We start from the raw sequence: 22,971 nt of genomic DNA, 5'->3' as shown, positions 1-22,971 counted from the left end.
AAATATAGCAAAATTGAAGAAATATTCTTCTTGCTTGGTATTAAATTGCAAACTGTCTGCCCCTGCTGCGATCTGATCATAGATATACCTCGCATAATCGCAAAACAAATGGCGATATGCCCACATTGTCACCATAAACTTTGCGAAGCCGATGTTAATCACGACAGTCGCATAGTTGCACTAAGCTTTAGCGCACTATTAATGTTGCTCAGCAGTATGTTTTACCCTTTTATTTCATTTAGTAGTAGCGGTATAACTCAAACTATTACACTGCCCGACGCGGCTCGAATTTTGTTTAATTATGATAGTGAGCTACTTGGCTTATTTATTGATTTGAGCATTATTGCCCTGCCCATGGGTTTGCTTGTTATTTTAATTCCTTTGCATCTTGGGCTTTTAAAAGCATTACCAGAGAGCATTGCAAGGCGACTACTAAAGTTCACTTTGGCGTTAGAGCCTTGGATTATGTCGGAAATATTTTTAATTGGCGTACTTGTTAGTATGGTTAAAATCATGTCGCTGGCTGATATTAGCTTCGGCACGAGTTTTTGGGCTTATGTGGGGTTTGTTATTTTATACATAGCTGCACTTGTTCACTTAAATCGCCCACGCTTATGGGCTCAAATAAAGCCTGTAAAAGTACTCGAAGGCGCAGAGCATGCTAAACGTGCAATAGATGAAAATATTAAAGCCTGCCATGTGTGCCATCAACTATGTACCGGTAATATTTGCCAGCGTTGCCATACAAAAACACACGTTAGAAATCCTTATAGCGTACAAAAAGCAGCAGCTTGGCTAATTACTTCTGTTGTTTGTTATATTCCAGCAAATGTTTTACCTATTATGCACACCACTAGCCTTGGGGATGAATCCCCTTCGACTTTAATTGGTGGTGTTATTACTCTTTGGAAAAGTGGCTCCTACCCTATTGCCGCTATTATATTTTTAGCCAGCGTTGTGGTGCCACTTGCTAAAGCTTTTGTATTGAGCTTTTTATGCTTTATGGTTACAAGGCCTGCCAATAAACATACAAAAAGTTACACCCGAATTTATCAACTGACTGAGTTTATTGGTAAATGGTCGATGATAGATGTATTCGTGGTTGCTATTTTAGTGGCCTTAGTTCAACTGGGTAATTTAATGTCAGTAACGCCAGGATTAGGCATTGTATTTTTTACAGTTATGGTAATATGCCAAATGATGGCTGCCCATGCCTTTGACCCACGCTTATTGTGGGATTCCCCTAAAAACAAAAAATCAGAGAACAAAGCATGACCGAAACCGCCGAAATAACAAAAGAACCGAAAATTTCCGCTATCTGGATCATTCCGGCAATTGCGCTGTTAGTGGGCATGTGGATGTTATACCAATACCAAGCTAATAAAGGCCCTACTATTTTTATCGAAATGCCACAAGCAGAAGGTATTATTGCAGGTAAGACTGAAATAAAAGTGCGCAGTGTAAAAATAGGTCAAATTGATCATGTTCGGCTATCCGACACGCAAGACAGCGTAATTGCTCGCGCGCAAATAGATAAAAATTACAACGAGCTACTGACTGACGATGCCAAAATTTGGGTCGTAAAACCACGCATTGATGAAACAGGTATTAGCGGGATGAGTACGTTATTGTCTGGTGTATATTTAGAGTTTTCACCCGGTGAAAGTAAAGAGCTAAAAGAGCGTTTTAAGTTACAAGATGAACCCGCCCTCATTGGTAAAGATGTGAAAGGTGGTCGTTTTAAATTAATGAGTTACAACGCTGAAGTACTTGATGTAAGCACCGGTATATTCTTCAAAAATTATAAAATAGGGCAAATAGAAACCGCCACTTTTGATTGGGAAAACCAAGCAATGAAGTATGGCGTATTTATTAAAGCCCCTTATCAAAATCTGATCACCATGAACTCAATATTTTGGGTGAACGCAGGAATTGAAATTGACCTATCTGCCGATGGTATCAATATTAATACGGGCTCTTTGAGTAAACTATTAAAAGGCGGTATTTCGGTTGGTTTACCTGAACAACAGGCCCCGGGTGAAATAGCACAAGATGGGCATAGCTTTTCATTAAGCCAAAGCTATAAAGAGGCGTTAGAAGAGCGCTTTTATGATTTTGATTACTACCTAATTGAATTTGAACAGTCAGTTCGAGGACTACGCACAGGTGCACCTGTCGAATACAGAGGTATGCGTGTAGGTACTGTTGTTGAAACCCCTGCCAATGTAATTATTGACGGTAAACCTGCCCACTTTAGAAACCATAATACGGCGGTTCCAGTGCTTATAAAAGTAGAATACGGACGCTTGTATCATGACAGTGCTTCAGCAAAAGAGTATTGGCAAGGCAGTTTAAAGGGCTGGATTGAAAGTGGGATGCGCGCCTCGTTAAAGCCTGGTAATTTATTAACGGGTGCTGTGTATGTAGATTTTGATATATACCCCGACGCGCCAGAAGCGCACCTAGGTAAACTTGTGCAGTATGATGTTTTTCCGAGTATTTCAAGCGGTATAACTGTATTAGCAGATCAAGTTTCTGACGTACTTAATAAGGTAAATAACTTAAAAGTTGAAGATAGCTTGGCACAAATGCAAGCTACATTTACCGATTACCGAGCGCTTGCTAATGAAATGCGAGAGCTGCTAAGCCAAAAAGATACACAAAACTTACCTGGCGACTTTAACCGTAATTTCGAAAAGATGACAAAAAGCATGGAGCAGTTTGAAGTCACTATGCGCCAATTTGATAAAACTATGGCCAGTTACCAAGCCGGTTCTGAACTTCATCATCAAATACAGCAAACATTAAAAGAGTTTAAACGTTTAAGTGAGGGCCTACAGCCTCTAACTCGCGGATTAAACGAGCAACCTAATATGCTAATTTTTGATAAATCATTACCAGCAGATCCAAAACCAAGGAAGCAATAATGAAATCGTTATTTTTAACTGCAAGTTTATTATTACTATTGGCAGGTTGTAGTTCATCAATACAAACTGCGACACAGTATTACCAGTTTGAGCAGCCTATAGGTGCATCGTCTCGAAACGTTGCAGATACAGATGCGCAACTAAGAATACAAACTGTTGTACTTAGAGGCGCTTTAAATAATTTGGGCATTGCGATGAAAATAGATAGCAACCAAATTCATGCTGCAAATTACAACCTGTGGGGCGAATCGCCGGATGTAATGCTTACTGCAACAGCCCAGCAAACACTTTTTAATGCTATGCCCAACTGGATGGTAATAAAAGGCTTACCGGTCATTACTGAACTTGATCAACAAACGTTTTATGAGCTTGAATACGAAATTCACCACTTTAATGGCGATATGCAAGGTAACGCTGATATTTCTGGGCTTTGGCGTTTATATTACACACACCCTGAAACAGGCCGACGTCTTATAAGTATTCATAATTTTTCAAACCTAGTGCCTATTGATGATGATGGCTATGACGGCCTGGTTTCGACACTTGAAGCAACATGGCTAAATATAAACCTAAATGTTGCAAAACAAATAGAACAAGCAAGACTTTAATCGTTAAGTGACAATATAATCACGGCGGTTTTATCATCATTGATAACCGCCTTGCCCTTTATTTTAAAGCCCAATTTTAACAACACATTCTGCGATGCCCTATTATCTGGTGATGTTATTGCACACAGTTTTGTAATTCCAAATTCATGCTTATGTTGCATAAGCGCGCTGGCCGCTTCAAAAACATAACCCTTTTTTTCAAAACCGCTTACAAGTGCAAAACCTAAATCAGGTTGCAGTAACGCGGCGCGTTTATAAAACCCAACAACGCCAACCACTACAGCATTATGCAAAGTAATAATGTAAGGCCCAAAGCCTTGGCGTACATGAGAAGCAATAAATGACTAGGGCCTGTTGACCTTTCAGGATTAAAATTTGTTCAATCTAGGGGCGATTTAATCGCGGCGTGAGGTTTATAACCTAGTGGGCTAAGTAAAAACCGAGCAACAAAGAGTTAATTGCCCCTAGGTAGAACCCTTCGGGCAGCGCATGTTTGGCATTTATGCTGTGTTATCGCCTATTTATGGGGAATAACCACACTACATAGGCTCTGCCTTGCCTAAATACCAAACATACTGCTGCAAATTTAACCTCGAAAGATAAACAGGCCCTATAATGTACGACTTGGCATCATCAAGGGTATAGATTGCTTTATCACCAATATGCTATATGAAACTCGCCTGATTAACTAGCTTAAGTAAAATAGCTGCATCAAGCTCATTTGCATGGCGCAACAACAATCGATTTGTTTTAAATACAGCGTTCAATGTAAGCTCCTCTAAAAAACTTTGTTTTGCATGTAACTTTTTGTTGACTGAAATTAAAAAGCAGATTATTTTTGCGCCGATGTTTTTACAGGCACAACAATAGCGGTTTGCACTCCTTGCACCGTCTGGCGCCAAAGCCAACGCGTTTCACTTAAGCCGCTATTTAACATAACTGTTTATGTGTCTCTCCCTCGCGTACAAAAGCAGTGACTTGGAAGATGATTTTACAACAAACTTATCATCTTCTTTGTTTTTGTATAAGCAGTTTAAAAATTAATACTATTGTAATTTTTATACATGCTTTTAATTTTGTGAATACTTAAATGCTTGAACCTTCTGCGTTAAGTTTACTGCCACCTTTGGTGGTAGTTGTATTGGCTGTTGTATTACGCCGCCCTATTTTATCTTTACTTATTGGTGCTTTAGTTGGTTTAGTTATCGCCGATCCTGCACAGGTACTTACTAACTTTGCGAGTACATCGCTAAAAGTGATGACAGACGAAACCATCGGCTGGCTAATACTTGTATGTGGTGGCTTCGGTGCTTTAATCGCGCTATTAGTGCGCACAGGTGGCGCATCGGCTTTTGGCAAGTTAGCCCTTAAATACACTAAAGGTAAACGCTCATCTTTGTTTATGACCTTTTGTTTGGGTGTAGTTATTTTTATTGATGACTACTTAAATGCGCTTACCGTGGGTGAAACCATGAAACGCATTACCGATAAATTTAAAGTGAGCCGTGAGATGCTTGCCTATGTTGTAGACTCTACTGCTGCACCAATTTGTGTACTTGTCCCTTTATCTACCTGGGCGGTTTTTTTTGGTGGCTTACTTGTAGATAACGGTATTGCAGAAGAAGGCAAAGGGATTGCAGTTTATATCCAAGCCATACCGTACATGTTTTATGCGTGGTTTGCAGTGCTTGTTGTTTTACTTGTTGTGCTGGGTATTATTCCTGCGATTGGTCCAATGAAAAAAGCAGAGCAAATGGCACAAATTGAGCAAGCTCAAGTCGACCCTGCTCAATACAATGACGTTCAAACAGCGGATGAATATGCGGTAAAAGCCGTAGAAGAGAACTTTGAAGATGCTGATCCTAAAGGTAAATTACGTAACTTTTTGGTGCCGATTATTTTACTGGTTGCATTTACTGTTTACTTTGAAATTGACGTATACAAAGGCTTATTAGCAACAATGGCAGTCACTCTCCCATTTTATGCACTACAAAAATTAATGAGCGTAAGTGAAATGATTGAGCGCATGCTTGATGGCTTTAAAAGTATGATCCCCGCGATTGGTACTGTTATAGCTGCGTTTATATTTAAAGATGTATGCGACTTAATTGGTTTGCCTCAGTTTGTTATTGGCAGCTTAAGCCCTTATATGACCGCGGCATACTTACCAGCCGTGGTATTTATTTCAATGGCTATTTTAGCGTTTGCAACTGGGTCTAGCTGGGGTATTTTTGCTGTATCAATTCCCATTGTTATGCCACTGGCAAATGCGGTTGATGCAAACATACCACTGGTCATTGGGGCGCTATTATCGGCTTCCTCTTTTGGTAGCCAAGCGTGTTTTTACTCAGATTCAACGGTGCTCGCAGCGCAAGGCTCTGGTTGTAATTTAATGAGCCATGCCGTTACACAATTGCCTTACACGCTAATTGCTGCGGCATTAGCTGTTATAGGCTTTTTGATAATGGCTTAAATACTATACCAATCCGCAATAATACTTAATCATTTTGCGGGGCTAAACGAGTCGCTACCTGTGTTAAAAAATTTTCATTTAGAACAACTAAATAGCGAATTTTTTGCCTAGCTATCAACACGTTTTTCCATCCTCAAAATAGATCACTTAATTAAACGAATTGGTATTATTAGTAAATATAGTGAGATAAATAATAAACCCCAATGTAGTGATACATTGGGGTTTATTTTAGCTACATAAATAAAGCTTATTTTTGTAGTTTAATACCATTGTAATAGGCATCAAGCGTTGTGATTTTAGTTTGATTTGGTAAATCGGCAAAGTCACTTTCTATAAACTTAGTCCCGCGTAATTGCACATTTAAACGTGCAGCATTAGGGTTAAGCATTGTTTGCTTGTAGTAGTCTTTTATATCTGCAAGCGTTACTTTTTCAACTTCATCAATCAGCTTTTGCTTAGAATCAAAGGTAAAGTTTTCACGGTACCAATCGTTTATAAGTGGGCTCATTTCGTCACTTAAGTTTTTAGGCTGCTCTTTAAGTGATACAAGGGTAGAGTTTTTCAGCTGCTCAAAAGTCTCTTCGCTCATGTTATCAAGTTCAACTGCGTATTCTTTTTTAAACTTATCAAAACGAGCTTGTATTTCTTTTGGTCCTTTAACTGGTGTTTGAATATACATACCAATTGCTGAGTAATCCTCGATTGGGCGAGCTAATGCACCTACTGCGTATGCAAGTTGCTCCTCAGTACGCATTTTATCAAACGCAACTGTTCTAAAGTGGCTTTGTAATACAGCTGCTTCTGCTTTTTGTTTGTAACCCGCAACAGGATGAACGGTCATATCAACCACAGCTACATCGGCTACATCGATATCTTTTTGCAGTACCAGTGTTTCGCCCGGTTGTGGCAACCACGCTTTGCTTCGTGCAAATTCACTGCGCTTATGATTACTTGGTAATGTTGCACTTAACTCTTGTGCAATCGCGTCAATATCTTGCTGATCGTAGTTACCGTAACTAAATACGCGTAAATCGTTTTGTGCAAACGTAGCTGTTTTTAATTGTGCTAAGTCGGCAACACTCAGTGAGTCAGCGGCTTTTATAAGCGCATCTGTATCAAAGCCGCCTGTACGGGTTAGTTTTGAATACTCGCCAAATGCTTGTGCATACGGAAACTGCTTTTGTTGGTTTAGTAAATTACGCTTAAAGCGATCTACCGCTTGGCTAAATGCTTGTGCTGTTTCATCGGCTTTTAATCCGGTTAAAGCTTGTTTAAGCAATACATCTTGCTTATCTGTAAAACCACTCATAGATAAAACAAGACCATTACTCGGTGCTAAGCTTACGCTCATACCGGCGATTGCTGCTTCGGTACTTAACTGACTTTGTTGAATATTGTATAAATCAGCCCAAACAGAATAAAGTACTTCTGCTTTAATATCGTTCAAACCGGGTTGAGTATTTATATAAACTTCGACAAGCCCTTTTGGCTGCTCTGCAAATTTTTGACTTGCTTGGCGCCATACTTTTACACCATTTTTATCGTAAGCAAGTTCTGGGTGTTTTTGCTCTTTAAATGCTTGCGTTTTTATTGCAAAGTTTTCAGGCAATAAATTGTTTACTGTTGGTAGTGCTAACTTAAATTCGCTTGGTTTTTTCCAGCTGGCAATTTCATCATCGCTAATGTCATTGATGCGGTATTTACCGTCGTAAAAGTGTAGTTGTGAGTCTGTCTCTTCTTGCTGCGATACATACCAAATACGAAGGGTGTCGGCATTTAACTGCTCAAGTACATTGTTTACAGCGTCAGCGTCAAACTTTGCATAATAATAAGGTGCATTAATAGCGTGATTTAACGGATAGTCTTGCATGCTTTGCGTAAGCGAGCTTACATAATTAAACTCATCACCTTTTTCTAAAAACTTAAACTGGTTATTAAGGGAAGTACGAATTTCGTTGAAGTACTTGCTATCAACGCCTTCTTTTTTAATTAAATCGATGTACTGCATAATAGTCGCAACTATTTCATCACGATTTTTCATGCCTTCATCTGTAAGCTCTACATTTACATTTAACGAACCATAGTTGCCATATTGATTTGGTGCAGCTGAAGCTGAAAGCTGAGACACCCATCCTTTATCACGAAGAAGTTGCGCTGGGCTGCCCGGCATTTCATTACTTAGTAAATACGCTACAAATCGGTTTGGTTTAAGTGCAAATTCGCTATTATTATTAGCAATGGTGAAATCAAGTTGCAGCTGTTTTACATCTTCATTTGGTGCATAAAACACGCGTTTTCCGCCAGCGTTATCAAAATCAAGTTTTGCAGTCACTGTTGGTTTTTCGATATTTTTATTTTTTATGTCAGCAAAGTATTTTTGCGCTTTTTGCTCCATTTCAGCAATAGGTAAATTAGAAATAAGCGCAACTTTCATAATATTTGAAGAGTAGTATTTATTATAAAAATCAACCGTTTCTTTATGAAGTGAACTGTTTTCTTTATCGCCAAGGGTTTCTAGGTTACCAATTAAAAAGCGATTAGCCGGGTGATCGCCCATCATTTTACGCGCGAGTTTAAATTGTCCAAAAAAGTCCATTTCGCGGCGCATTGACCACTCTGCGTTTACTGCATTTTTTTCTTTATCTGTGTATTCTGGGTATAACTTAGGCGCTTTGAAAAAGTCAGCAAAACGGTCTAGCCCTTCATCAAACGCGTCGTTATTAATTTTAAACATGTAATTAGTAATATCGAGCCACGTGTAAGCATTGTGCGCGCCACCATTTTTGGTCATAAAATCAGAATACCCTTTTGTGTCTGGGTAGCGATCTGTGCCTAAAAACAGCATGTGCTCTAAATAATGTGCCATACCTTGCTGCGACATCGGGTCGTGCAGTAAACCAACACCAACGCTTAGTGCCGCTGCTGATTTTTCAGCACCTGGATCTGACACTAAAATTACTTCAATGTCGTTTGCCAGCTTAAGTGTTTTATATTCGCGGTTATCGTTAGGGCTTACAACTAACGTATCTGATAGTAAAGAGGCCAGAGGCGCCACTGAAACCGAAGCCGTATTTGAACAACCACTTAAAACTGCAAGTGCGATGGCACTAAAACCAATAATCTTTTTCATTTTTGTTTTCCATTAAAAAGTATTGCGCAAAATAGCGTGCGCCAATTCAAAGCAATATAGTTAAGCTAAACTAACATTTTCAATTAATAACTTTCTACAAAATAACGCTATTTTGTGTAACACATTGTGAAAAATGTCTTCATAATTGGATATTAGTTGGGAGTCTGCCAACCTTGCGAGACTAAAAATCATTCAATATCAAAAAATACGCAAATTCTAAATAATAAGGAAAAACAATGGAAAAAATCATCATACTTGCCATGTTTGCACAAGTTACGCTTTCACTGGTTGTCATGCTCATTATGGGTAAAAGGCGCTTTGCCGCAGCTAAAAATAAACAACTAGATTTAAGTGATTTTAAAACAATGCAGTTAGATAAGGCTGGCGACACTATTAGGGTGGCAGATAGAAACTTTTCGAATCAGTTTGAAATACCTGTACTTTTTTACGCGGGATGTTTACTTGCACTACAACTAAATAGCGCCAGTACACTTATGGCTATACTGGCCTGTTTATTTGTAGCAACACGCATTGTGCACAGTGTTATTCATTTAGGTGAAAATAACGTACGCGCACGTTTTAAAGTATTTTTGCTAGGTTGTATTTGTGTATTTTCAATTTGGCTTGCTATGGTTTGGCGAGTATTACTTTAAATAGCAAAGTTTAAAGAGTAATGTGAAAGGTAATTTACGTCTGCCACATTACTATTACATAAGATTTAATTATTTAGCACGTTTTAAACGAGGAAACACAAGTAAAAAAGCGCCTAAAAGCCACCCTAGCCCACCGCCAGAACTACTATCTGAACCTATTGGTGCACCTGAGTCAATTAACGTGTTTTCAGTTACAGTAAGGCCTACGGCTGAATTAGGATCATCATCCATAACAGTTACACTTTGAATAGTTACCAAATTAGCACTACTAATTGCTACATCACTGCTTGAGCATTGCTCAGTGGTAATACCAACCACCGGTGTATCACCACAATGCACTAAAGCAGCAATTTTATCTAAGGTTGATTGGCTCGCGGCAGTAATTTGTCCAAACACTGTAAAACCGCCATTTTGCGTATCTAGCGCTGCACTTCCTGCGCTATTATTAGCCATATTAAAAAACCACTGACTTGTTGCGCTATTAGCATCACCCGATAATTTAGCCATTGCAATGGTGCCCTTAACATTAGAAAAAACGGGCTCATTTTCTACAGCAGGTTTTGTAGTAATCGCATCTAGCGAATCAGAAAATGTAAATCCACCACCTTGAATAACAAAGTTACTAACAGAGCGGTGAATTACTGTTTCGTTATATGAATCGTCTTGAACGTAACTTAAAAAATTTGCGACTGTTTTGGGGGTTTGTTGATCAAATAGGTTAATCTCTATGACACCTTGGCTCGTGTTCATTTCAACTATAGTAGCGGTGCTTGTAAAACTTGCTGCAGCAAGTGCTGAGCCAAGTAAAAGTTTTTTCATGTTTTATTCCTGTTGTTATATTTTTTAAATAATTAGTTAATGCGTTAACACATTAATGCCATCGGCGACTAAAATCGATTCTAAAGTGTGAGTTGATACAATTAAGACCGTGTTGATAACAAATTAATTACATATGCCATTATTTATATTCTTTTTTGCTATATAAATCTGACTATTTAAAATTAAATCATCTTAAAAGTGTGGTCACTTATTTGTTACCTTAAAAAAACACAAACAACAGGATCTAACAATGCCACACACTAAACAAACAATTTGCGACTTTGGTTTACACAAAGGTGAACCATACACAAAACTACCGGCGAGCTTTTTAACGTGGATGGTAGGTATAAACCATACTAAGCGGGAATATGCGGATGCAGAGTTAAAGCGTCGCGAAAGTGCCGCCACAAATCGATTAACTGTACCTTCTAAATAAAATGTCAATAAGTACGTTTTTTTAGCATAAAACTAGTTTAAACTACCCGCTTGATAAATTAAGTAGACCTTAATCCATAGGTATTTTATGCGTATAATTATTTTATTTTCGATTATTTTTAGTGTACTTGGATGTACATCTCCTGCTCCTGAATCAACCTCTAACAGTACTCCTACTGAATATTTAACTGTTCTTCATACTAATGATAATCACGGCCGTTTTTGGCAAAACGAAAAAGGCGAATACGGTATGGCCGCTCGCAAAACGTTAATTGACTCTTTACGTAATGACGCCCAAAAGCAAGGTCATGCCGTTTTACTTCTCTCTGGTGGTGACATTAATACCGGTATTCCTGAGTCAGATTTACAAAAAGCAGAACCTGACTTTAAAGGTATGTCGCTGATTGGTTATGATGCAATGGCATTAGGCAATCACGAATTCGATAATCCTATTGATGTTTTGAAACAACAGCAAAAATGGGTGAACTTTCCTTTTCTATCAGCCAATATATTTGAAAAAGAATCAGGCGAACATGCGTTTGATAGCTATAAAATATTCAAAAAAAATGGCTTAACTATTGCTGTTATTGGATTAACAACAACAGACACAGCTAAAATTGGTAATCCTCAGTATATTGGCCACTTAGAGTTTAAAGACCCTGTTGACGTTACTGCAGAACTAGCTAAAGAAATAAAAGCTAAGTACAACCCTGACATTACCATTGCGCTGACTCATATGGGTCATTATGTTGATGCTAGCTTTGGCATTAATGCACCAGGTGACGTAACACTTGCTCGCTCACTTCCTGCAAACACACTTGATATGATCATTGGCGGTCACTCACAAGAACCTGTGTGTATGAGTGATACAAATGTAAATGACGATAACTTTAAACCTGGCCTTGCCTGTAAGCCAGACCAGCAAAACGGTACTTACATTATGCAAGCCCATGAATGGGGTAAGTATGTTGGTAAAGCTGAGTTTAAGCTTGAAAACGGAAAATTAACGTTACTAGACTACAAACTCATGCCTGTTAATTTGTATGTAGATAAAGTTCAAGCTGATGGCTCTACTAAAGCAGTATTAGCAAACGAGTACATTAAACCAGACTCTAAACTTGAATCTTATTTAGCGGTATACCAAGCTAAAGGCGCTAAACAAATTGAAGGTACCATTGGTGAAGTAGATGCTCGCTTAGAAGGTGACAGAAACAAAGTTCGTTACCAACAAACAAACCTTGCACGTGTAATTATTCAAGCTCAAATGGATGTAGTAAATGCAGACTTTGGATTAATAAGTGGCGGTGGTATTCGCAGCTCAATAGAGGCTGGTAAAGTAAGCTATAAAGATATTTTAAAAGTACATCCTTTTAAAAACCGCATTACTTATATGGATTGGCAAGGCAGTGATTTATGGGATTACTTAAATACAGTAACGAGCTTCCCACCGGATGCTGGTGCTTATTTGCAATACCATAAAATATCGTTTGAGCGTAAAAATAATCAGTTGGTTAATGTTTTGATCAATGGCGAACCGCTTAATAAAAATAAAACATACAGAATGAGTCTAAATAGCTATAACGCATCAGGCGGTGATGGTTATCCTGCACTTACAAATAAAAAAGGCTTTGTAAGTACAGACGAAACAGATGCTAAAGCACTTCAAGACTTTATTTCAAAAAATAGCCCTCTCAAAGCGGCTGAATTTACCCCTAAATAACCTCTAAGAATAAGAGGAAAGTAATCTAGTTACTTTCCTCTTATTTCAATATTACCTTTTTTAATATTTGCCAGCCCATAACTATGCAAACGAGAACGAGAGCCTTCTCCATAGGCTTTAGGTGGGTAATATAACTCTTTTTCTTCAGGACACTCGCTAAGTACTTCATCTAATGCCGCACGTATCTCACTCAAGGTTTTTTCTAGGCTATTATTAAAATTAGGCCTTTTTCTAACCGTATGACCAAGCTCTACCAACCTATAAAAATACTTGTTAGCGAGCTCTAGAAGCTCCTCTGGTACATCTTTATTATGACTAAGCGCTACATCATCGTTATTTGTACAATACTCTACAAGTGCTAAATAAAAGCATAATGGCTTATTGGCTAAACCCACTTTTTGCTCTGCACTACAACTACTTGATAGTGTTTTATCGTTAAGGTCAACTATAAGCATCAGCGGCGTAGGCTCTGTAATTGACTGATGCTGCGCATTATTAAACTGCTTATTACTTTGTTTAATAAACGCAAATTTTACCCAAAAACTAATCAACACACTTAATACTAAAAATATAAAATAGTAAATAAAATGGCTTAATGTAAAGTGGGTTTGCTGAACGTTAAATACAACTAATACAGGTCCGTTATTAGTGCTCAAACTACGTGTTATTTGGTGTAAGTTTACAGGTGCTAGCATTTCGCCTTTTGGTGCAATAGCAACAACTTTAAGATCGTTCGAATTAATGTAGCTATTTAAGGTTTTAATGTAGCTATTAACCGCATCTTTATTCCCCGAATGCTTTAGCAGCTCATTTGATAAATCAAGTAATGGTAAGTCGAGTGCTATTTGCCTTTCTATCTGCGTTATTTTTTGTTTAGTTACTTGCTGGCTTTTTTGAATTACAGAAATATAAAACACAGAAGATAAAGTTAAAAATAAGCATAGTAAAACAAGTAGTTGTTTATATTTACTCATCACTAACTTCCTCTTTTAAGTTTACTGAGCTAGTACCGCAACTCCAAAACGATTGTGCATTTTGATAATAATGCAAACTTTGATCTTTAGACATATCAAGCAAATTTGCCTGTACTGCACATAATAAATCAGTATTATTTTGCTGCATTTTTAAATACCATCTTGTTCCAGTAATATTATTACTCAAAGGCGTAATATAGTTTTTTGAAAAACGTTTTTCGTCACTCTCTTTCCAAAACGAAGCAATAATATCTACTTTTCCGTCGGCGAGTAAATCGCGTAATTCGTTATGAGAACTAGCATAAGTGATTTTCAAATTAGCTAAATTTATATCCAGTTCTTTAAACATTTGCTTTGGTAAAATATGCCCTGATCGGCTGGTAGGATAATCAAGCAAACCTATGCGTTTATCTAAAAAATATTGTTTAGTAATTCGAGGTTTTTCTTTAGAAGATATAAAAAAAGCCGTGTAGTCAGAAAAACCAACTACGGGTTGGTAGTTATAGGTCGACTCCGCTTTAAATGCAGCCATAATATTGCTTTTAGCCAAAATTAGGTCAGCAATTCCTTTACCAACAAACTCAAAGCTATCTGCCGTTCTATATCCCCAATACCCTTTTACCGAGCCATATTGCTTAGCTACTACGTTATCAGAGCATAACTTTTGTGTTAATAACTTGGCTATTTTTTTTGATTGTGTAAAAACAATTAATTGGTCTTTATTACTTGTAGCAGTTGTTTGACACTCTGTTGAGGTTTCGATCATAACCGGAAAATGTAAATCATCATTGTATACACTAACTTGACCGCAAACCCACGTAACGACCAATAATAGAAACAAAAATGTAACAATTAACATTTTGTGCAACACAATATTTTTATAATTCAAAGCAATGCCACCCAAAAATAGACGATATAGTGTATTTGAACAATTTCGCTTACCTATTACAACAAGTAATTTTACCTATTAAATATAAGAGACTGATTTTAAAGGTAATTGAATAAGAAATTATGAATTTTAATAAGTCCTTCCTATCAACATTAAAAATGAGGACAATTGACCGCATTAGCTTATAGCAACCCCATGAAATATTCATTTAGGAAGTTTTAATGCATAACAATATAAAGTACTCGATATCTTCTGCGCTTTTGATTAGTGCGATATTCACAAGCACTAACTCACACGCTTGGGGTCAAAATGGCCACCGTATTGTAGGGCAGATTGCACAATCTCATATAAGCGAAACAACTAAAGCAGCAATTAAACCTTATTTAGATGGTGAGTCACTTGCGCAAATATCAACGTGGCCTGATGAAATGCGCTCTGCTCCTGGCGACTTTTGGCAAAAGAAATCATCTCGTTGGCATTACATTAATGCAGCCCCAGGAAAATCTTTCAGCTTCAATCACGATCATACTAAAAACAAAGAATCTGTAAGTAATATCCTCGAGGGTATTCACTATTCAATGCAAACGCTCACCGATAAAAATAGCACCTTAGATGCTAAACAGTTCAGTTTACGTTTTTTAGTGCATTTAGTAGGCGACAGTCATCAACCTTTTCATGCCGGTCGAGGTGAAGACAGAGGTGGTAACCGTATTAAGGTTTCTTTTTTTAACGAAGAAACAAACCTTCACAGCCTTTGGGATACAAAGTTAGTTGAGAACGAGAACTTGTCGTTTACTGAATACGCTCAATTTATTGATACAAATAACAGCGAATTAATTGCTGAGTATTTACAAAGCTCACCTAAAACTTGGGTTGAAGAATCACACAATTTAGCAACAAAAATTTATAAGTACACCAACGACGAAGTTGGGTACAGCTACATTTATAACAACACTCCAATTGTAAAAACACGCCTACAACAAGCGGGTATTCGACTAGCTGGACTATTAAACGCCTTATTTGACCCTTCTGCAAAAGAGTTAGATACGGCACTAAAAATGACGACTGATAAATAAACAGTATTAAATTTATATAACCTACACACGGGAAATCAACATTATGACTAAGCTTCGCCTTTCGAAATTAACTGGAGCGGTAATTTTAGCTCTAGGTGTTTCTACAAGCGCAATGGCTGCTGATACTTCATCTGCAATGCGTGGTAAAATTACGACGCCATCAGGTGGCAATGCTGCAAACGTTAAAATCAAAGTAGTTCACCAACCAACGGGAACTATTAGCGAACTAACTACAAACGAAAGTGGTACGTTTATCGCTAATGGTTTACGTGTAGGTGGTCCTTACATGGTTATCATCGACTCTGATACGTTTAACGATACGACTGTTGAAAATATCTACTTGAACCTTGGTGAAACTTACCGCTTAAGCTCGCAGCTTGCTCCGCTAAACATCGAAAAGATTGAAGTGTCTGGTTATAAGATTGTTCAACAATCAGGTGGCTCTAGCAGTACATTTGGCTCTGACACTATAGAAAATATGCCAAGCTTTAATCGCGACATTAAAGATATTGCGCGTTTAAACCCACTTGCTAGTATTAACGGTAATGGCGAACTTACGTTTGCAGGTAGTAACCCACGTTCAAATGGTTTAACTGTTGATGGCATTGGCCAAAATGATGACTTTGGTTTAAGTTATGGCGGCTACCCTACTTCTCAGCCACCAGTAGCACTTGATGCAATTGAGCAAATTTCTGTTGATGTATCTCCGTTCTCAGCCTCTAAAGGTAACTTTGGTGGCGGTACTATTAATGCAGTAACAAAATCAGGTACTAATGAGTTTAAATTTTCTGGCTTTTATGAAATATCTACTCCTGATATTGCAGGTGATGTAGACAGTATTTCTCAAGTATATGCAGATGGTAACCCTGTTTTAGATGAAGATGGACACCGTACATACGTTATTGATCAGGTAGAACCAATTCAAACTGAGAAACGTTATGGCTTTAATGTTGGCGGCCCATTAATCGACGATACTTTGTTTTACTTTGTTAACTACAACAAATGGACAAGTGAACTTGATTTAGATTACGGTTTTGAAGGCTCTGGTGCAACGAATGAATATGATGTAACAGAAGAAAGCTACAACCAATTTATTAATATTTTAAATAATGAATACGGCTTAACCGATTCTCTAGGTGGTGACCCTAAAGATACAAACGAATCATTGCTTGTTAAATTAAGTTGGAATATTAATGATGATCATCGTTTAGATTTCACTTACCAATGGCAAGACGATAAAGACGAAACAAATGTCGGCACTGGCGGTAGTACAGTAAGCTTAGCGTCAAGCCGTTATACTTACGCTACTAAATTCAATAATTTTGCGACAAAATTATATTCAGACTGGAATGAAAACTTCTCAACTGAAATTGGTATCGCTTACAAAGATGTATCATCAAGAAGCTTAACTAACTCTGATATTGGCTTTGTGAAAGTTGAAGAGTACTTCCGTGGTCCAGCTTATGAGTTTGGTACAGATGAATTCCGCCATGCAAATAGCTCATCGACTGAAAACTTAACGCTTACTTTCGATGCCACTTACTTAATGGATGAGCACGAAATTAACTTTGGTATGCAGTATGAATCGCTAAATTTATATAACTTATTTGCATCTAACTCATTAGGTTCTTGGGAATTTGATGACTTCGAAGGCTTTGCAAACCGTGAAGTGGGTAACTTTAGAGGTACATACGACTTTTCTTACAGTAACGCGTACACAAATAACCCAAATGACACTGCATACGATGCGACACGTAACCAATTAGCACTTTATATCGAAGATACTTTTTATGTTGGTGATGATTTAGAAGTAACAGCTGGCGTTCGTTATGAGCGTTTATCATCAGACGATAAACCAACTTTAAACGAAAACTTTTTAAATACTTACGGCTTTAGCAATCAAGAGAATCTTGATGGTTTAGATATAATTTTACCGCGTATTGGCTTTAAATATTATGCAACTGAAGCATTAACCATTAATGGTGGTATAGGTCGATTCCAAGGTGGTATTCCAAACGTTTGGTACAATAACTCTTTCCAAAATGACGGTATTACATTTGTTGAAGCACCACAAAGCGCTATTAATGATTATTACGCCAATAACCAAGCCGATATTACGCAAGTACCTGACGCTATTAAAGACACGTTAGTCCAAGGTGCCGGTAGCACAAACTATGTTGACCCTGATTTTGAGCTTCCATCGAGCATAAGAGCTCAAGTTGGTTTTGAATACGAGTTTGACTCAGAACTACTTGGAGAAGGCTTCAAATGGCAAGCAGAAATTGCTTACCATAAAAAAGAAAACGAAGCTGTATGGCATAACACTGCTTTAAACCCAATTGGTGTTGCTGCTGATGGTGAGCGTGTAATTAACGAAAGTATTTATACTGGCGACCTTGCTGATAACTTTGATATTGCAATGACTAATTCATCTGACGATGGACGTTCAATCATTATTTCTACCGGCATTGCAAAAGAATTTGAAAATGGCCTGTATGTTTCTGCAAGTTATGCACACCAAGACGTAACTGAGGCCTCATCGGGTTCATCTTCTCGTGCTCAAAGTAACTACCAATACAACATTACACGTAACCGTAATGAAGACTTTGCAGATCGTGGTTCATACGAAGTAGAGCACAGCTTTAAAATAAACCTAGCGTATAACACTGAATTTTTCAGTGGTTATGCAACTAAGTTTAACGTGTATTTTGAACGCCGCTCTGGCCGTCCATTTAGCTACACTATGGGCATGTATCAAGATAGTGACTTAGGTGATACACGCGACTTTTACTCAAGCTCAGCTTACCTAGCTTACATTCCAACTGGCGCTGATGATCCAAATGTAAATTGGGATGAGTCTGGTTTATCTTGGAATGAATTAGAAACGCTTCTAAATCGTGCTGGTATCTCAGAACGTGGTGAAATTTTAGGCCGTAACTCAGGTACTCAACCTTGGGTTACTACGATGGATGTAAGTATCAAACAAGAAATCCCAGGTTTTGCTGAAGGTCACAGCGGTGAGGTTTACTTCATGGTTGATAACTTCGCAAACTTACTAAACAGTGATTGGGGTGTTGAAAAACGCTTAGGTTTCTCTGATCAAGCTGTTTATGATTTTGGTGGGTTAGATGATGAAGGTCGTTATATAATTGATGGCAAATTTAATGGTGCTGACGTTCGTAACTACAGTCAATACCAAACTAGCTCATCAGCTTGGCAGGCTAAAGTTGGTATTAGCTACAAGTTTTAAGTCTTAATAGGTAAGTAATAACACATTAAGTTATTTGTTAACAAAACCCATTGCAAAATTGTGATGGGTTTTTTGTTTTTCGCACCCCAATTTCACATGTTTGTCATAAAGCCCACGTAATATATACACCGATATAGAGTTATTGCTCAAAAAAACACTCAAATAGACAAAAATAGTACTATTTATTAAAAATATATTGCAGTTGTATTTTATTTGTAACGAATAAATAAGGTACACTAGTAACGGATTTTGAATAAATGAACTTTAACTGTTTATTTTGAAAAATTTTAAAATAAAAATATAAAAATTTAATTAATAACTACACGGGAAAATTAAATGAAAACTCAATTACGCAAAACAGCTCTTTCACTTGCTATTGCAGCATGTGTTGGTGTAAGTGGCGCTGCAATGGCTAACGAAACGACCTCTGCAATTAAAGGTCAAGTAATGGGGCCTAACGGCAACCCAGCAGCCGGCACTAAAGTAACAATTTTACACGTACCTTCTGGATCAGTAAAAACAACTGAAGTAAATGACGCTGGTTATTTCACAGCTAAAGGCCTGCGAGTTGGCGGTCCTTATAAAGTAATTGTTGATTCAGATGTATACGCAGACCAAGAATTTAATAACATTATTCTTAACATTGGTAACGACTACCCAGTAAACGTTTCTCTTGAGTCACAATCAAGCATGGAACAAATTGTAGTTTCTGGCGCACCAATTAGCGCTATGTCTGGTGGTACTGGTCCAGCTTCTACATTTACGCTAACAGATCTTGAAAATACTCCAGCTATTAACCGTGATTTAAAAGATATTATTCGTATCGACCCGCGTATCACAATTGATGATAGCCGTGGTTCAATTAACTGTGGTGGTGGTAACCCTCGCTACAACAGCTTAACGCTAGACGGCGTTCGTATGAACGATAACTTCGGCTTAAGCTCAAATGGTTACCCTACTATTCGCGCCCCTTTCTCTTTTGATTCAATTGAACAAGTTTCAGCTGAGCTTGCACCGTTTGACGTTCAATACGGTGGTTTTACATCATGTAACATTAACGCTGTAACCAAATCTGGTGGCAACGATGTTCATGGCGCTGTTTTCTACGATTACACTAGCGACTCTTTCAAGGGTGATAAAATTGAAGGTGATGACGTTGATAACGGTAACTATACTGAAAAACGTTACGGCTTCAACGTAGGTCTTCCACTAATTGAAGATAAACTATTTTTATTCACTTCATATGAAAAACTTGAAGGTGTTCAACAGTTTAACTACGATGGCTTAAGCAGTGGCAGTGTAACTGCTGATGATATCTCGCGTATCACTAGCATTGCTCAAACTGTATATGGTTACGATGTAGGCGGAATGCCTTCAAGTATGCCTGTTGAAGATGAAAAAATCTTAGTTAAACTAGATTGGAACATCAACGAAGATCACCGTGCAAACTTAATCTATAACTACAACGATGGTAATACTGTTTCACAGTCAGATACTGGCTCTAGCCGTGTATCACTATCTAACCACTTTTATGACCAAAGTGCAGAATTCACTTCAATCATTGCATCTGTTTACTCTGATTGGTCAGATGACTTCTCTACTGAAGTTCGTATTGGTAAGTCTGAGCTTGATGCAACAGTACAATCACTAGATGCAGCAAGCAGCTTTGGTGAAATGCAAATTCGTACCGAAGATGGTGGTACAGTTTATATTGGTCCAGATGACTCACGTCAATCTAATGACTTAGACTACGATACAACTACATTTAAAGTTGCAGGTACTTATTACCTAGATCAACATACAATTACTGCTGGTTACGAGTTTGAAGAGTTAGATGTATTTAACTTATTCGTTCAGCATACTGAAGGTGAATACCGTTTCAACAATGTTGATGATTTTGAAAATGGTATTGCAAGTGCTATTTACTACAACAATGCTGCTGGTACAAATGATCCTAACGATGCAGCTGCAAGCTTTTCGTACGCTCAGCATACATTTTACGTGCAAGACGAGTATTCATTCACCGATTTAGATGCAAACATCACGTTTGGTCTACGTTATGACAAATATACAAGTGATGATGTACCTAACTTAAATCAAAACTTTACTGACCGCTATGGCTACAGTAACCAAAGTACATTTGATGGTATCGATTTAATTCAACCTCGTGTAGGCTTCCAATGGTACGCTACAGATGCACTTGAAGTACGTGCAGGCGTTGGCTTGTTCTCAGGCGGTAACCCTAATGTTTGGTTATCTAACTCTTACTCAAACGACGGCATTACTAACATTAGTGCAAACCAGTTTGGTTCTATCGACTTGTTCGCAACACCTAATGTAAATAATGGTACTCCAGGATTTGAAGTACCTCAGTCTCAATTTGATGCAGTAGCTGACACTGTAATCGGCTCAGGCGATTCAGTTGCAAACGCTGTTGACCCAGACTTTGAAATCCCATCAGAGTGGAAATACTCACTTGGTGCAACGTATACAACTGAAAACGAGTACGTAATCTCTCTTGATTACTTATACTCGAAGAAAAAAGATGCTGCGTTAATGCGTGACATCGCGCTTCAAGATTCTGGCGAAACTACATTTGATGGCCGCCCTATTTACGAATCAATTGAAGGTCGTTCAAACGAATACTTACTAACAAATGTAAGTGGTGATAGCGGTGATTCATCTGTTATCTCATTAGCGGTTAGCAAGATGTTTGATAATGGTGTAAGCGTTAACTTTGGTTATGCCTACACAGATTCTGATGATGTTAACCCAATGACAAGCTCTGTAGCTGGTTCAAACTACGGTAACATTGCGCTAACAGATCCAGGTAACCCAGGTGTTGCTTCATCTGATTACGAAATTCCACATCGTTTCACTATGACTCTTGGTTATACTCATGAGTTTGTTGATGGTTTTGCTACTCGCTTTAATCTATTCGGTGAAGCATATAAAGGCTTACCATACAGCTACACGTTTGATGGAAGTGATGGTACTTTTGGTGACAACAACTGGAATGGTAACCGCCAGCTATTGTATGTTCCACTTGAAAACGATCCAAACGTTGTTTACAACATGAGTGCTGCTGATATCAATGAATTCAATGAATTTATTGCATCAAATGGTTTAGAACGTGGTCAAACGACTAGCCGTAACGCAGAAAACTCTGATTGGTTTGTTAAGTTTAACTTTAAAGTTACACAAGAGCTTCCAGGCTTTATGGAAGGCCATAAAGGTGAAGCATTCTTCGTAATTGATAACCTTACTAACCTGTTAAACGATGATTGGGGCGTACTTAAGAAAGGTCCATTCGTAGGCGCTAGCATGATTTCAACATCACTTGATGATCAGGGTCGTTACGTTTACTCTGACTTTAATGCGAATAATGCAAATACATCAGTACAAACTGATGCATCTGTATGGCAAATGCGTGTAGGTGTTCGTTACACTTTCTAATTTAGAACTGTAGCCTAAAACATCTTTTAAAAGCCCACTTTGGTGGGCTTTTTTATGCCTTTAATTTGTTATTTAACTTTTCAAAAATACTCACTAATACTTCGTATTCTTCGTTGGTTAAAGTGCTCAGTAATTGTTTTTCCCAATTCAGTGCATCGGGTGCTATTTGCTCATATAAGTTTTGCCCTGCTTTGCTCAGTACAAGTAAGGCCGCGCGTTTATCTTGTGCATTTAACTCACTTTTCACTAAACCTTTATCTATTAAAACTTTTACCGCACGCGACACGGTCGACTTGTCCATATTTGCTTGCGTGCATAAATCCTTTGCGTTGCTTTGCCCATACTGCGCTAAATTAGCAAGTATTCGCCACTGAGGAATATTTAAACCGTATTTAGTTTGATAAACCTCTGCAAAGTCGTTACTTACACGTGTTGCTACATTCGTTAATTGATAAGGTAAGAACGTTGCTAAATCAATTTTCATTTTTAGTTATCCCAGCTTTATAAGGCTTACTTTAGTGTTCATTAATATTTACACGGATGCGTAGTTGCACATTTGAT

Annotated in this window: 16 protein-coding genes; 10 read left to right on the top strand and 6 right to left on the bottom strand. The window is 37.9% G+C overall.

Annotated elements, in window-relative coordinates; all coding sequences use genetic code 11:
* Positions 1–108 precede the first annotated feature (108 nt).
* From H5159_RS14560 to H5159_RS14550, 3 genes are read left to right on the top strand one after another with little or no spacing between them, the layout of a single operon-like run.
* Positions 109–1,275 carry a paraquat-inducible protein A gene (locus tag H5159_RS14560; protein ID WP_024595565.1) on the top strand — a complete coding sequence of 389 codons (1,167 nt, stop codon included), beginning with the start codon at positions 109–111 and terminating at the stop codon, positions 1,273–1,275.
* Entirely contained in the window at positions 1,272–2,927 is a 1,656-nt protein-coding gene (gene pqiB, locus H5159_RS14555) for an intermembrane transport protein PqiB (protein WP_002959056.1), read from the top strand. Before H5159_RS14560 ends, pqiB begins: the two co-directional genes overlap by 4 nt.
* Complete coding sequence (locus H5159_RS14550) at positions 2,927–3,535, top strand: PqiC family protein (protein ID WP_039488488.1); 609 nt, start codon at positions 2,927–2,929, stop codon at positions 3,533–3,535. Before pqiB ends, H5159_RS14550 begins: the two co-directional genes overlap by 1 nt.
* On the opposite strand, the gene H5159_RS14545 is transcribed toward H5159_RS14550, so the two are convergent.
* Entirely contained in the window at positions 3,532–3,873 is a 342-nt protein-coding gene (locus H5159_RS14545) for a GNAT family N-acetyltransferase (protein WP_310742396.1), read from the bottom strand. The two genes, H5159_RS14550 and H5159_RS14545, sit on opposite strands and share 4 nt — an antisense overlap.
* 752 nt (positions 3,874–4,625) lie before the next feature.
* Between H5159_RS14545 and H5159_RS14540 the strand changes: the two genes are divergently transcribed.
* The gene (locus tag H5159_RS14540; protein ID WP_024604188.1) at positions 4,626–6,008 is read left to right on the top strand and encodes a Na+/H+ antiporter NhaC family protein; all 1,383 of its coding nucleotides are present in this window, start codon (positions 4,626–4,628) and stop codon (positions 6,006–6,008) included.
* 247 nt (positions 6,009–6,255) lie between these two features.
* Here the strand turns inward: H5159_RS14540 and H5159_RS14535 are convergent, their stop codons facing one another.
* On the bottom strand, positions 6,256–9,138 hold the full coding sequence (locus tag H5159_RS14535) for an insulinase family protein (protein WP_182780497.1): 2,883 nt from the start codon (positions 9,136–9,138) through the stop codon (positions 6,256–6,258).
* 236 nt (positions 9,139–9,374) lie between these two features.
* Between H5159_RS14535 and H5159_RS14530 the strand changes: the two genes are divergently transcribed.
* Entirely contained in the window at positions 9,375–9,791 is a 417-nt protein-coding gene (locus H5159_RS14530) for an MAPEG family protein (RefSeq protein WP_182780496.1), read from the top strand.
* 69 nt (positions 9,792–9,860) lie between these two features.
* Here the strand turns inward: H5159_RS14530 and H5159_RS14525 are convergent, their stop codons facing one another.
* Positions 9,861–10,610, bottom strand: coding sequence for a peptidylprolyl isomerase (locus tag H5159_RS14525; protein ID WP_182780495.1), 750 nt, complete (start codon positions 10,608–10,610; stop codon positions 9,861–9,863).
* Positions 10,611–10,860: 250 nt separating this feature from the next.
* Here H5159_RS14525 and H5159_RS14520 point away from each other — a divergent pair, with 250 nt between their 5' ends.
* Positions 10,861–11,046 (top strand): hypothetical protein, encoded by a 186-nt coding sequence (locus H5159_RS14520; RefSeq protein ID WP_024594581.1) that lies wholly within the window; start codon positions 10,861–10,863, stop codon positions 11,044–11,046.
* An 87-nt stretch (positions 11,047–11,133) separates the two neighbouring features.
* Complete coding sequence (gene ushA, locus H5159_RS14515; protein ID WP_182780494.1) at positions 11,134–12,765, top strand: bifunctional UDP-sugar hydrolase/5'-nucleotidase UshA; 1,632 nt, start codon at positions 11,134–11,136, stop codon at positions 12,763–12,765.
* 29 nt (positions 12,766–12,794) lie between these two features.
* On the opposite strand, the gene H5159_RS14510 is transcribed toward ushA, so the two are convergent.
* Together H5159_RS14510 and H5159_RS14505 are read right to left on the bottom strand one after the other, a co-directional pair.
* Complete coding sequence (locus tag H5159_RS14510; RefSeq protein ID WP_024594579.1) at positions 12,795–13,739, bottom strand: hypothetical protein; 945 nt, start codon at positions 13,737–13,739, stop codon at positions 12,795–12,797.
* Entirely contained in the window at positions 13,732–14,598 is an 867-nt protein-coding gene (locus H5159_RS14505) for a hypothetical protein (RefSeq protein WP_084324632.1), read from the bottom strand. The genes H5159_RS14510 and H5159_RS14505 overlap by 8 nt, the downstream gene beginning before the upstream one ends.
* Positions 14,599–14,849: 251 nt before the next feature.
* Between H5159_RS14505 and H5159_RS14500 the strand changes: the two genes are divergently transcribed.
* From H5159_RS14500 to H5159_RS14490, 3 genes are all read left to right on the top strand, one after another.
* Positions 14,850–15,704, top strand: a complete 855-nt coding sequence (locus H5159_RS14500; RefSeq protein WP_024594577.1) for a S1/P1 nuclease — start codon at positions 14,850–14,852, stop codon at positions 15,702–15,704.
* Positions 15,705–15,747: 43 nt separating this feature from the next.
* Complete coding sequence (locus tag H5159_RS14495) at positions 15,748–18,954, top strand: TonB-dependent receptor (RefSeq protein ID WP_182780493.1); 3,207 nt, start codon at positions 15,748–15,750, stop codon at positions 18,952–18,954.
* Positions 18,955–19,290: 336 nt separating this feature from the next.
* Complete coding sequence (locus H5159_RS14490) at positions 19,291–22,410, top strand: TonB-dependent receptor (protein WP_182780492.1); 3,120 nt, start codon at positions 19,291–19,293, stop codon at positions 22,408–22,410.
* A 52-nt stretch (positions 22,411–22,462) separates the two neighbouring features.
* Here the strand turns inward: H5159_RS14490 and H5159_RS14485 are convergent, their stop codons facing one another.
* A complete protein-coding gene (locus H5159_RS14485) occupies positions 22,463–22,894 on the bottom strand; it encodes a MarR family winged helix-turn-helix transcriptional regulator (RefSeq protein WP_182737509.1) in 432 nt (143 codons plus the stop codon).
* Between the last annotated feature and the right edge of the window lie 77 nt (positions 22,895–22,971).

This window comes from Pseudoalteromonas sp. SG43-1 (genome assembly GCF_014164415.1).
GTDB classification, from domain to species: domain Bacteria; phylum Pseudomonadota; class Gammaproteobacteria; order Enterobacterales; family Alteromonadaceae; genus Pseudoalteromonas; species Pseudoalteromonas distincta.
Note: the sequence above shows the minus strand (reverse complement) of the source record. Positions and strands in the feature narration are given on the sequence as shown.